General features: G+C 37.7%; 6 protein-coding genes. 2 read left to right on the top strand and 4 right to left on the bottom strand.

Annotated features, from left to right (window positions below):
- The first annotated feature begins 132 nt into the window (after positions 1-132).
- Positions 133-825 (top strand): cyclase family protein, encoded by a 693-nt coding sequence (locus F8153_RS06655; RefSeq protein WP_151865599.1) that lies wholly within the window; start codon positions 133-135, stop codon positions 823-825.
- A gap of 30 nt (positions 826-855) precedes the next feature.
- Here the strand turns inward: F8153_RS06655 and F8153_RS06650 are convergent, their stop codons facing one another.
- The 3 genes from F8153_RS06650 to F8153_RS06640 all read right to left on the bottom strand — a co-directional run bounded on the left by F8153_RS06650 (position 856) and on the right by F8153_RS06640 (position 5,674).
- The gene (locus tag F8153_RS06650; protein WP_151865598.1) at positions 856-2,511 is read right to left on the bottom strand and encodes a PucR family transcriptional regulator; all 1,656 of its coding nucleotides are present in this window, start codon (positions 2,509-2,511) and stop codon (positions 856-858) included.
- Positions 2,512-2,889: 378 nt separating this feature from the next.
- Positions 2,890-4,392 (bottom strand): glycerol kinase GlpK, encoded by a 1,503-nt coding sequence (glpK, locus tag F8153_RS06645; RefSeq protein ID WP_151865597.1) that lies wholly within the window; start codon positions 4,390-4,392, stop codon positions 2,890-2,892.
- 472 nt (positions 4,393-4,864) lie between these two features.
- Positions 4,865-5,674 carry a GNAT family N-acetyltransferase gene (locus F8153_RS06640; RefSeq protein ID WP_151865596.1) on the bottom strand — a complete coding sequence of 270 codons (810 nt, stop codon included), beginning with the start codon at positions 5,672-5,674 and terminating at the stop codon, positions 4,865-4,867.
- A gap of 137 nt (positions 5,675-5,811) precedes the next feature.
- Here F8153_RS06640 and F8153_RS06635 point away from each other — a divergent pair, with 137 nt between their 5' ends.
- Positions 5,812-7,107 carry a helix-turn-helix domain-containing protein gene (locus F8153_RS06635; RefSeq protein ID WP_151865595.1) on the top strand — a complete coding sequence of 432 codons (1,296 nt, stop codon included), beginning with the start codon at positions 5,812-5,814 and terminating at the stop codon, positions 7,105-7,107.
- Positions 7,108-7,183: 76 nt separating this feature from the next.
- Here the strand turns inward: F8153_RS06635 and F8153_RS06630 are convergent, their stop codons facing one another.
- Positions 7,184-13,018 carry a DUF6359 domain-containing protein gene (locus F8153_RS06630; RefSeq protein ID WP_151865594.1) on the bottom strand — a complete coding sequence of 1,945 codons (5,835 nt, stop codon included), beginning with the start codon at positions 13,016-13,018 and terminating at the stop codon, positions 7,184-7,186.
- Positions 13,019-13,029 lie beyond the last annotated feature (11 nt).

Below are 13,029 nucleotides of genomic sequence, written 5' to 3'. Positions count from 1 at the left end.
GAAAGACGGGTAATATATTTAGTAGGAATTCTATAAAAAAAAATGTATAATAATATTATTCTTGACCCCAAGCTACCTTTATAATTAATTTACTTATCCCAGAGAAATAAAATTAAGAAGGGAGAATAGAAAATGCCATTAAAGCTAATCGATTTATCACAGGAAATTTTTCAAGGAATGTCTGTATTCCCCATGCATCAACCTACCTTTATTATGACCAATATGACCCACGAGGAGAATATGCAGACAACTGGTAGTAAGGCTTTAGGCTTTTCAGCTAGAAATTTGCTTATAAGCGAGCATGGTGGCACCCATTGCGATGCTGTTTGGGAATATAAGCCCTCTGGTGCTACTATTGAAAATATGCCTTTGGAGTATTTCTGGGGAAGCGCAATTTGCATCGATCTCTCCCACATACCCCCTACTCGCTATATTGAACCCAAAGATTTAGAGCAAGCCGTTGCCAAGTCTGGTTTAAAAATAGAAAAGGGCGATATTTTACTTATGTATACCGGCCATCATGATCGTCATTATGGTACTGACAAATGGCAAACCACCTATACCGGTTTAAGCTATGCAGCAGCTAAATGGTTAGCAGAAGCTGGTGTGGTTAATATCGGGGTGGATGCACCTGCCATTGATCATCCAGATGATATCAACTTCTCCGGTCACTTAGTATGTGGTGAATATGACATAACCAACACGGAAAATCTTTTAAATCTTCATCTTTTGGTAAATAAGAGATTCTTATATTTTGGTCTACCTTTGAAAATTAGAGGAGGCTCTGGATCTCCCATAAGAGCAGTTGCCTTACTAGAAGAATAAAATCATAACCTAAAATAAGCCCATCTGGGCTTATTTTTTTAATATTCTTTTAATTTTTAAGGCAATTTCCAAATTCAAACGATCCTTATGATTATCCAACTGCATTCCAGTAATATCCTGAATCCTTTGAAGACGGTACAGGGTTGTATTGTAGTGGGTATATAAATCATCCGATAGCTTTTTAAGATTACCATTGTTAAAATAATAAGATTCTAAGGTTTTAACCAGCTCTGTTGATTTCTTTCTATCATACTCCACTAAAGGCTCTAGGGTTACCGAATAGAACTTTTCCAGCTCCTCCTTTAAAACATCCTGGCATAGGATTTTGTAGATTCCCAGTTTTTCGAAATAAACAACATTCTCCTCACCAATTAAGCCACCACTTACTATAGCCTTGGAAGCATCAATATAGCTTTTGTAAACCTTTGATAACCCATTATATAATCGACCGATACCAATTTTATATTCATCCTTTTTTAATCTTAAACTCAATAGCTTTTCCAATTTATTGCAGAATTCAGGAATAATATTGTAGGGGCTCTTTTCATTATTAAAGGAAAGCATTATATAGATACCGTCGGTTTTGCTAACAATAAAGGAGTTTAGCTTTAATTCAGTCGACAATCGATCTATATCATTATTGATTAGAGCAACCTTTTGCAGAATATCTTCAATCATTGTGTCTCCTATGTTCTCCAGCTGTATCAAGATCATTGCATATTTTTGATCGTATCCCAACTTAAACACAGTTGCCTTTTCAAGGGCCTTTTCCTTTCGATTCATATCTAAGGATAAAAGATCCTCCATAAATTCAGCCCTATGGCGATTTTCAACATCTCTTATAGAAAGCTGTTTTAATACCTCTAAAGCAATAGTTGTTGAAGCAGTCTCCAATACCGATAGGTCGAAGCCTCCCAAGGGAGTTTTAAGGGCCCAAGAGAATATATGTCCATAGACATTGTTTTTAACAATGATTGGCATAACCATACGCCTTACCCGTTGACCATTTATAAGCTCAATTGTCTCATTGAACTTCCTTTCCTTAACCTTATTCTCCATACTATCGTAAAATCGGGTATAATTACTTAACAAGGAAGCACTTGTGTCTTTGATATACTCATTAAGCCCCATAGTCACTTCTTCTTGATGCTCTATCTTAACCAGTATTGGATTTTGCAGATTTTCATGAACCACCCTTACTACATCCTTAATCTCTCCTCCACTAAGAACAACATGCATCAGTTGCTCATGGATTTTCTCTAACCTTTGAAGAAGGGAGGCCTGCTTATTAAAAATTTCCTTAAAGATGTCGGAAGTTATATCCGACAAGGGAGTCTCATGATATATATCAACTATTGGAAAATTCAATTGGTTGGCTGTTTCGATTATTTCTTCAGGAAGAGCCTCTACATAAGGATATACCTTTATACCTATGCCTGCCACCCCTTTCTGGGCGCAATGGGTTATAAGGTTCTTTTGAACCTCTATATCTTCAGTCTTAAAGGAATAAGCAGTTGTTAATAAGAATTCTCCTGCATCTAGCCATGCTAGAATATCCGGATCCACAGTCATGTTAACCTTTGCAACGGGATTATTAAGACCATTGGCCCCAGCAATCACTTTGCAATTTTCCATACATTTTAATTTCATGATGTCATCCACGGTTATTCCATTTTGCCTTTTCATCCTACCAGCTCCTTCAGTTGGCCATAAGGCTCACTCGAAATTTTTTTAGACTCTTATATAAAATATACAATAACTACTCACCTTATATCAACATAAAATAATATGATAATTAGTGGTAAATCTTATTAAACATCAGTCATTCTATTAATATCTTCACTTTCTATTGTACTTTATTATATTACAGGATGGCAATTATTAAAAATTTCTTTTGTAGTTTCTCTACAGTTGTAATTAGTAGATCTACTCTCTCATTTAAATGAACATAAAAAAACCATACAAAACAACCCCTTATTAATTGGGTATCTTATATGGCTCTCCAAGTCTCTGACAATAACATTTTCTTTATTATCTTATTCATTCTTTTAAGTTATATGTAAATTATTCCTCCATCTCTTCCCACTTGAGGGAACGTTCAACTGCCCGTTTCCAGTCTTTATATAGTTTTTCTCGTTTTCCTTCCTCCATAGAGGGTTTGAAGCTTCTATCAACCGTCCATTTCTTCATAATTTCTGATTTATCTGCCCAAAACCCAACTGCTAAACCCGCTAAATAAGCTGCCCCCAAGGCTGTTGTTTCTGTTATTTGTGGTCTATCCACCGGTACATTTAATATATCTGCTTGAAACTGCATTAAAAAGTTATTTTCAACGGCACCACCATCCACCTTTAAAGCTTTAAGGTTAATACCAGAATCCTCCTCCATAGCCTCCAAAACATCTCGAGTTTGATATGCAATGGATTCTAGGGTAGCACGAACTAAGTGCTCAGCTTTAGCACCCCTAGTTAAGCCAACTATTGTACCCCTTGCATACATGTCCCAATAGGGAGCCCCCATCCCTACAAAGGCAGGCACAACATAAACTCCGTTGGAATCCTCAACCCTAGTGGCAAAATCTTCTGTTTCTTCAGCCGATCTAACAATCTTCAACTCATCCCTCAGCCATTGAACAGAAGCCCCAGCAACAAAAATACTGCCCTCCAATGCATATTCAACCCTTCCATCAACCCCCCAGGCTATAGTGGTTAAGAGCCCATTTTTAGATGGAACAAACCTCTCTCCTGTATTCATTAGCATAAAACAGCCGGTACCATAGGTATTCTTAGCCATTCCCGATTGAAAGCAGGCTTGACCAAATAAAGCTGCCTGTTGATCCCCAGCAGCACCAGAGATTGGAATATCTGCTCCACCGAAGGTTTCGTGATCTGTATAGCCATATACATAGCTTGATGGTTTAACATCTGGTAACATAGAAGGAGGTATATTCAACTCCTTAAGGATCTTTTCATCCCATTTAAGCTCTTTAATATTATATAGCATTGTTCGTGATGCATTGGAATAGTCTGTTATATGCACCTTTCCTCTTGTTAAATTCCAAATTAGCCATGTATCAATATTTCCAAACAACAATTCACCCTTTTCTGCCTTTTCACGGGCTCCTTCAATATTGTCAAGTATCCATTTAATCTTTGTACCGGAGAAATACGCATCTATTACCAGTCCGGTTTGATGATGAATATAATCCTCTAGACCTCTAGCCTTTAAATCATCACAAATAGCAGCGGACCTACGACACTGCCAAACTATGGCATTACAGATGGGTCTTCCCGTTCCTCTTTCCCATACAACTGTTGTTTCTCGCTGATTGGTAATTCCAATAGCGGCAATTTCATGAGGCTTAATTCCTGCCTTTTCCAAAGCCTCCCTTGCAACACCACTTTGGGTACCCCAAATCACCATTGGATCATGTTCCACCCAACCTGCCTTAGGATAGATTTGTGGAAACTCCTTTTGAGCAACGGCTACCATATTACTATCATGATCAAATATGATAGCCCTCGAACTGGTGGTTCCTTGGTCTAGAGCCATTATATATTTTTTCATATCCATTCTCCTCCTTACGGTTTATCCTTCAGGTATTCCCATAATCATTCAATAAATCTGATGATATAATCAACTCTCTATGGTTTTATATTCCCCAATAAAGCCTCCTCAATATTTTCTTATGAATCTATTTTATATCTTCTATTCAGATGATATTTTTCCTTTCTATCATTTATAAAAAGGCAAATAAAAAGAGAATCTATTTAGAGATTCTCTGAGGTTATCGAAAAACCCCTATATTTTAAAACTGAAAAATTGGCTCTTGGTCAAAAGGCAGGATGAACTTAAAAATTACAGGTATTTTCAAAACTCACCTTCGGCTCAAACATTGAAAATACTATTCTGTAATTTTCTCGTTCTTTTATTCTTATCTCCGCAGATTTCTCATTATCTAAGAATATAGGTGTTTAATTGTAGTTTTATACTTTTTCGATGGTCTGAGAGAATCTATTTAGAGATTCTCTTTTCATAACTAAATTGTATAAGTAAAAATTAGCTCCTCATCACCATAGGGGGAATAACCAAACTTCTCATACAGATTAATTGCTACATCATTATCCTTCTCCACCCATAGCATAGAATCAGTTGCTCCGTTTTCCTTTGCCCATTGAAAGGCCTTATATAATAGGCTTTTTGAGTAACCCTTACCTCGATGAGCTTCGTCAACTGCAAGACCCCTAATGAATACAGTTTTTCTATCCCTACTTTTATAAATACTGGCAAATACTATTCCAGCAATCTCCGAGGCTGATTTAATTATAAAAACATGGTTGCCTTCCTTTTGAATGTACTCCTTAAATTCTTCAGCATCCATTCCAAATTTTTCATCCCCCAAAGCAGTGGCAATAATTCTAAAAATAGCTTTACTGTCCTCTAATGAAGCCTCCTCCAACCCACTGGTATCAGCGTTTACCCCCTCAAGATTTTGGGTTCGCATACCCATACGATGAAATTCCAATTCACAACCCACTTTAGTAAAGGAATTAATAGTCTCTACAGCTAAACCCTTCGTATATTGATCTTCTCCTGCATTTATCTTCACAGTTGTTCCCTTTGGAAGCCTTTCTTCCAACTTACCAAAGGCATCTGCAATGGTTTTGAAAGAACTTCCAGCCCAATATACATTGATGCTCTCATCAACCTCTAGAAAAAGGAGAACTTCTTCATCATCAATAATGATGTTTTTCGAGTTATTGAAGAACTCATCTCCATGCTCTTGAGAATGAAATAAAAACTTATATTTCATCCCCTCAGCCCTTTTAAATACATCTCTATGACTCATATAGCAACCCCCTAGTAATATTTTCTATATTTTAACTCAATTTTATTGTATAATATAGTTATACATTGGTCAATATAAAGTTTAATATAATTAAACATTATGGTGGATAATTTCTGATATCATCAGGAGGGATATAAATGAATATAGGCGAGAGAATTAAAGCAAAAAGAAGGGAAGCCGGCTTAACTCAACAACAGCTTGGGGGTCAAGAATTCACTAAGGGATATATAAGTCAAATTGAAAAAGGTATTGTAGAGCCCTCAATGAAGGTTTTAACTTTAATATCCCAGCGATTAGATGCTCCCATTTCTTATTTTTTAGATGAGGCTAATGAAGCCACTAGTGAAATACAAAGGGCCTTCATAAAAGGAGAGAATTATTATTTGCAAAAACAGTACCCTAAAGCCCTAAAGGTCTTTGAAGATATTGTCACTAGGTATTCTAGAAGCCAAAGCTCCTTTTATTGTTTATCAATGTTCTATCTAGGGAAATCTTTATATTCATCAGAAAGATATTTAGAGGCCATTGAGATCCTTCAAAAGTCCCTTTCTCCCATGGAGGATTTATCTTTATTAGAGGCCTTGGCCGAAGGCTACAGTTTTCTAGGCCTCAGTTATTTTAGCTTAAACCATTATGAACGATCTATTGGAGAGTTTAAACGCTCCTTAAGGGTAATTGAAGAAAACCATTTAAATATACCTTCTTTACAGGCTAAGGCTTATCTAAATATAGGTACAGCCTACTCAAATACTGGTAGATTTAAAAGGGCCCTTAAGGCCTTTAAAAAAAATATCCACCATTGCCAGATGCAGTACATAACCGATACCCTACTAGACTGTCATGTTCGTATAGGTTACTGTAGCTATATGATTGGAGACTATATTACTTCGAAGGTCCATATCTCGAAGGCGATCGCTATCAATAAGTCTCTAAATTACGAAATTATAAGCTGTGAAGTCAATAATATTCTCGGTCTTGTGGTGGCTGCCGAGGGAAGAATAAAGGATGGATTAAAATTATTAAAGAAGAGTAGAGACATTGCCAGCAAAATCAATAATGAGTTTGGTATAAATGCCAATATAGCCGATAAAGTTCTAGTGCTTGTAGATGCCAACCAGCTGATTGAGGCAGAGGCCTTTGCATTAAAGCATCTTGAGGCTCTTCAAAGGGCAGATAATTTAGCTCCCTGCTATAAGCTGTATAGTCAGCTAGGGAAATTGTACAGATTGAAGGGAGAAAATAGCATAGCTATAAAATATCTTGCTTTAGCCATCAATGGGTACATAGAATTAGGTGAAATACACTTCATCGTCAAGTATTCCAAGCTATTGGCAGATATTCTAATTGATATTGATCCTATAGAAGCAAAGAAGTATTATAATTTATCTATTAATTATCTTTCTCACCTTGATGAGGAGGATTCTGTAATTTAAGTCAAAATAATTTTCAAGTTTGAAAGCTCTTCAGAGTTAACTGAAGAGCTTCCATCTTTAGAGTTTTATGCCTTCATTATTTATTTTTACCCTTTTGCTCATCCTTATTTTTGCCTATTGTTATATCTACAGCGTGGAGACTAATCCTTTCATCATCGTAGTTAAATTCTATAACGATTGTATATTCCCCTTCCTGTATTTTCAAAGAATTGGTATGGATATTTACCTTGTACTGCCCTGGTTTACCAGCTCTGTGGATCCTATTAGGACCTCTTCCCTCTTCAAAGATTACAATTAAATTGTCTCCATCATAGATTTTTACCGTTACATCATCCATAGCTTCTGGCACTCCATCTACATTAAGAATACTAAACTTAAAGGGTATAGTGGATTTTGGTTGGAAGTTTGTTTTATTAGCTATAACTCCCTCCAATTGAATAGTAGGAGTTATAATTTCTTCAGCCAACTCCAGGTCATCATAGAATCTAACCCTAATTCTTGGTCCAACAGACCCATGGGAGACAACACCCGTTACAGAAACCCGATCTCCTAATTTAAATCTATCCATACCTAAGTTTAGATATCCATCAATTTGAACAAAAGCCTCTCCGCTTCCATCATCTATTGAAAAATTACCATCTACTTCGTTATAGTTAACAATGATACCCTCTGTGGTTACCAACTTACCTTCTACTCCGGCGGCCATTGCTTCATTTGTAGAAACTTTTGTTGGAATTACCGGTTCTATCGGTCCTATATACAGTACCTCATAATCATAATTTTCAAAGGCTAATTCCAATTCACCTTCAAAGTAAGTTACCTTACCGGTTGCGATAATTTCTGTTCCAATAGGTAGGTTATCATGAAGCTGCGAACCATATATGGCTACGCCAGAGGTTTCATCCTGAATGTAAACAACATCAAAGAAATGATTTGTAGGTGCTGTAACAATACCCCTTACAGTAACAACATCCCCCACCACGGCATTTTCTCTAATATCAGTAATGGTTCTAACCCTGTCATAACCAGCAAGCCAATCTATTGTCTGTAGGGTTAATACTGTATTACTTACATTGTTACCAATTTCAAAGTCTGAATAGAAGTGTCTACCCGCTGCAACCAGCCTACCGTTACCAACTCTTTCAGTTGCAATAACAGGAATTGTATCTCCATTAAGCTGGCCCTCTTCGTTATAAATGTAAGCATTTGATCCAGCCAAGGCATTGTAGGAGGTATCGTTGGCGTATAGTAATATTTCCAAGCCCGTTTCTGGATTATTAACCAATGGTCCAAACCCACCATTAACCTCTGTTACTAAGGAGCATCCACTAAATATTCTTATAGCCTCCATGTTCTCATTTAATCCACTAGGGGTAGATGGTAAGTTCTCCATGATAATGGACCAAACCATACCACCAGTATACTTGCTAGAACCCTCTGGCTCGTAGATATTATCATTATTGAATCTGATGGTGGAACCGATTTCAGTCATCAAGCTGTTTAATATTGTACTATCTTGATTATAATTGGATTTTGATGCCATCATTATTGCTCCACCTGCATTAACCCAAGCAGCAATTGCCTCTTCTTCTGCTTCGGTAAATCCATTATCAGCATTTAATGGTGTATTAATGATTAGTACGTCTACATTTTCTAATAGCTCTGGAGTATATTTTTTGGTATTGATTACTGCCTCATAGCCATATAATCTAAGCATTTCTATTATCTTAACAACTGTTCCAGGTACATCTGCATTATTATGACCACCGTCAAAGAGGATCTTTTTACCTATGGGCTTTACCACCTTAACATTTGTGGATATCTCAGTTACTGTGGTTACGCCACTTATAGGGGTTAAAACTGCAAAAACTCTTTGTTCTCCATGGGTGACGGGTAGCCATGTTGTGCTTAGCTTTGTACTGGCTCCTGGGTCCAATTTTCCATCTAAGGCTACAACATCTATTAAGTTTTCGCTACTGATGCTGTTAGCATAGAAATTGACCTCAATGCCGTCAACAGCCCGTAACCCCATATTTGAAACTGTGGCTTCAACCTCAGTATTGAATCCTGGCAGAGTAGGATTTGGATTTACAGTAATATTGGTTAGCTTAACATCATTTTCTCCAGCAGCAGTGAATATAGGTGATGCATGGCCCCATCCTCCATTGGAGTGAATTACCTTAACAACAAACCATTGGGCCCCTCCACTGGCATTTAGAGTTAAATTCCATGCAGCACTGTTGGTTCCACCACTAAATACCTTTTCATCTAGGATATTACCACCATTTGTTATTAATTGTAGTTTATCTATCTTAACCATCGAATCCTCTGCAAGGATATCTAAATTAATTTCATCACCTGCATTTACATCAAGAACGCTCCCCATCCAATGTCCGTTACCCTTCACCGTCAGTTCTAAAGTCCTTGTCTCTGTAGAATACATCCTTCTTGCATTCATTGCATCGATTAGCGTATCTGTATCTAATGATTCAGCTATTACGACCGTTAAGGAATCTGGATCTCCCCAGTTTTTAGCATGGTTATCCTGACCATTTAAGGCTCCTAATCTCCAGCCATTATCCAGGGCTTTAAAGTAGTGACCTTCTGCTCTAGCGTAGCTATATGGGGGTGCCCCATTTCCTACCTCTATACCGTTAAAGTATCTATCCAGACTTGCTACATAGGCTAGATTATTAAAGGAATCGTCGGGCCAATTGGGATGGTTAAAGGCATTAAATACTTTAGCCCCTGATCTTGTTGATACATCTGTTACCCAGTCATAGTATTCACTTAATGGTACCATTTGTTTTTTTGCTTCAACATAGGTATCACTATTAATGCTATTGGTGTGACCCCAAATACTGGAGGTCATTTCAAAGCCCCTTATTGCTAAGAATTCACCGGCATATTTTTCATTAATGGCTTCAGCTTCTAGTCTTGTTGAGTGCCATTGGGAGCCTACCACTTCAACATACTCATTGGCAACTGGATCATACTCATAGTTACCCTCTGTTACTCCATCCAACCAATTGGAATGATCGGTTATAAATAACCAATCTAGATTATTAGTCTTTGCATACTCATAGGCCTCATTAGGAGTACCTGCTCCATCAGAATAGGCTGTATGGGCATGGGGTATTCCATAGTAGAAATTATAATTAGGATTTTCCTTTTCAACCCTAAAGAACCAGTTAAACTCCTTCATTCTACCCTCAACATCAGGTACATAAATAACTACATCATGCTCACCATAATCTAGATTTGCTGTTTGATAAGATATGATGCCTGTTGAAGCATCTAATGTATGCTCGACCCTTATCCCATTAAACAGAAGTCTTACATTGTTGAAATCAATAGCAGCTGCTGTAGCCTCTAGTCTTGCAGATATCAAGGGGCTTTGATTAAAGGTTGATACAAAGTTACCTGGTTTAGCATCTAACACCAAAGGATTACTTGGATCTTTTCCATTTGGAGGAAGTTCAGCCTTTAAATCCCCACCGTCAATGAGCTTTAATTGAGGGCGGTTGTAATAGGCTACTATTCCTTTAGCTGAGTACCAATCACCAATCTCTATTTCTGATAGATTGAAATTGGTAGCTCTACCGGTGTAAATATAAGCTTCGACTTCACCTGTCTTTCCTATAAAGCCATAGCCATCCTTAGAAACTACTTCAAAGGCTTCTGTAGCAACCATCATGCCTTCTATATCATAACCTACATGGAACTCTCCTTTGGTCGAAATTCCAGTATTGGGATCATAGCTACTTACTTGTCTAATGGCAGGCTTGTTAAAATAGTTCTTTTCTTGGCCTGTTACCAGAACTATTCTACCAACAGCCGATGGATTGCTATAGGGACTAAATTCCTCTCTATATTCTGCCGGCAAGGCTACAGACATAACCCTTGTAGGATCGACTTGGTCTGCAATCTCCATTGCATATTGACCATTTGGCAACACATCAGTAATAACACCCCTTACAGTGATTGTCCCCTCATTACCTTGATAATTAATCAGGGCTGTATCTACTGAAATCCTTCCATTAGCTTGAGAAACCTGTTTTAAGGATACATCCATTACTTGTGGCAATGGATTATTGCCGCTTTCAACAATAACATCCTCTAGACTAGCTGGAACAAATTGTAGTTCTCCCCTATATTCCTGCAATTGACCAGAAGCCTTAATTATATCTCCTACCTTTACTTTAGTTGCTATATCAGGTAGGTTAATTTGAAGACCAGCCATTTCATCTTGAATATAGGCCTCTCTATTACTGCTACCCGTTAAGGCTGTTACAACTCCCCTTAACTCTGCAGTAGAGTTTAATGGAAGCTTTTTAACCTCTAATATAGGTAAAACTCCCTCTTCTCTCATTGTATAAGCAAAGGTACTAATACTACTATTATTCAAACCTTCTTTTGTTGCCATAGCCTTAATTGTAGTGGCTTCATTTATAACGATTGGTTGTGTATATTCTGTATCTGGGTCTCCAGCTCCAGTTGTATATAGAATAGCTGCACCTTCAGTAGCAGTGGTCAATGTAACCTGAGTGCCAGCTGTAACTGCTCCCGCCTCGGGTGTAGCAACTACTGGAGCTACAGTAGATGCCCCAAGAACTGTTACATCATCTAAATCACGTAATAAAACTCTATATTCGTTACTCTGATACCCTACTACACCAACAACATCCAGCTCATCACCAACAGTAACCTTAGCAGCCAGCTGGTCAGAATTGTATCCAGTTCTATTGTCTAATTTGATAATGCCTGTATTGATACCATCTGTAATGGTTAGCATTGCAGTTTTGTAGTTGTCGGAATCAAAGCTGGTTACCGTTACAGCATTCACTGTCACCAACTGTCCTTCATTATTTAGACCGATATCTGAAATAGCAATCTCCCTAGCAGTTGGTTCAACAGTACTGGTACTTAGGATTTCAACAGCCGTTGGTGATATTTGAAACCCTCCATTATATTCTGAGGTTGTTCCAACCAGCCTTATGAGGTTTCCTCTTTCAACTCCAAAATCATTTGAAAAGTGGAAAGAGTAGACTCCAGCCGTTGAATCCTGTAGGTAAAAGCCTTTTCCTCCAAAGCTCCCTGGATTTGTGGTTACAATACCTTCAACAGCCATCTCAGTACCTACTGGTAATCCCTTTATTTCCGCTATGGTACTGACTACCAGTTGCGGTTGAATGGTGATAATATGAGCACCTGTTTCAGGACTCCTGACTATATCATTATCATCCTGGACCTCTATGTAGTATTCTATTTCTCCTTCTACAACCTCAGCTGCTGGTATAATAGCACTTCCAGTTGTATTAATAAAATTATAAGTTATTTCATTTGTATATTTATGATATACCGCTCCTGTTACACTGCCTGTTTCATTGGCAACAGTGAAATTAATAGGTATATCTTCACCTTCCCTAGCAGTAGCTACTGGTGTGTGACTAATTGACAGAACCCCACCTTCCTCTGGAACCCACTGATAGCCTGTAGGCGATTTCAGCCCTGAGACACCAAAGTAAGCTTCTAGACTTCCATTGATAACAATTTTTTTGCCTAGATTTTGTGGATTATCCACCAAGTTCAGCTCTGTTCTTATGGAACCACTAGGCAATTGAACTGGCAGAATCTTTGAGGCATCTGTCTCCTCTGGACTATCTGCAATAGCTAAGTTTGTATAAACAGTAAAGGGTCCTTCACGTTGATAAGTTGGGCCAGTTGTCACTGTTCCCACAATGTAACCAACCACAGATTTCGTCCCAGTATTATTTACAATTGCTTCTGCAACAGTAATTGGATTTTCCTCACCTAATACATAGTCCACTTTTGCAAAGGAAAAAACGCTACTTATAACTAGAGCAAAAATTAATATTAAGCTCCATCCCCTAAAAATCTTTCTTCCCATTGTTTCTTCAC

Origin of the sequence: Alkaliphilus serpentinus (assembly GCF_009017255.1) — a bacterium.
In the GTDB taxonomy this organism is placed as follows: Bacteria; Bacillota; Clostridia; order Peptostreptococcales; family Natronincolaceae; genus Alkaliphilus_D; species Alkaliphilus_D serpentinus.
Note: the sequence above shows the minus strand (reverse complement) of the source record. Positions and strands in the feature narration are given on the sequence as shown.

Excerpts from the sequence above, each read along its gene's own strand:
- F8153_RS06635 (WP_151865595.1), top strand. The coding sequence starts at position 5,812 with ATGAATATAGGCGAGAGAATTAAAGCAAAAAGAAGGGAAGCCGGCTTA.
- glpK (WP_151865597.1), bottom strand. The coding sequence starts at position 4,392 with ATGAAAAAATATATAATGGCTCTAGACCAAGGAACCACCAGTTCGAGG.
- F8153_RS06650 (WP_151865598.1), bottom strand. The coding sequence starts at position 2,511 with ATGAAAAGGCAAAATGGAATAACCGTGGATGACATCATGAAATTAAAA.
- F8153_RS06640 (WP_151865596.1), bottom strand. The coding sequence starts at position 5,674 with ATGAGTCATAGAGATGTATTTAAAAGGGCTGAGGGGATGAAATATAAG.
- F8153_RS06655 (WP_151865599.1), top strand. The coding sequence starts at position 133 with ATGCCATTAAAGCTAATCGATTTATCACAGGAAATTTTTCAAGGAATG.
- F8153_RS06630 (WP_151865594.1), bottom strand. The coding sequence starts at position 13,018 with ATGGGAAGAAAGATTTTTAGGGGATGGAGCTTAATATTAATTTTTGCT.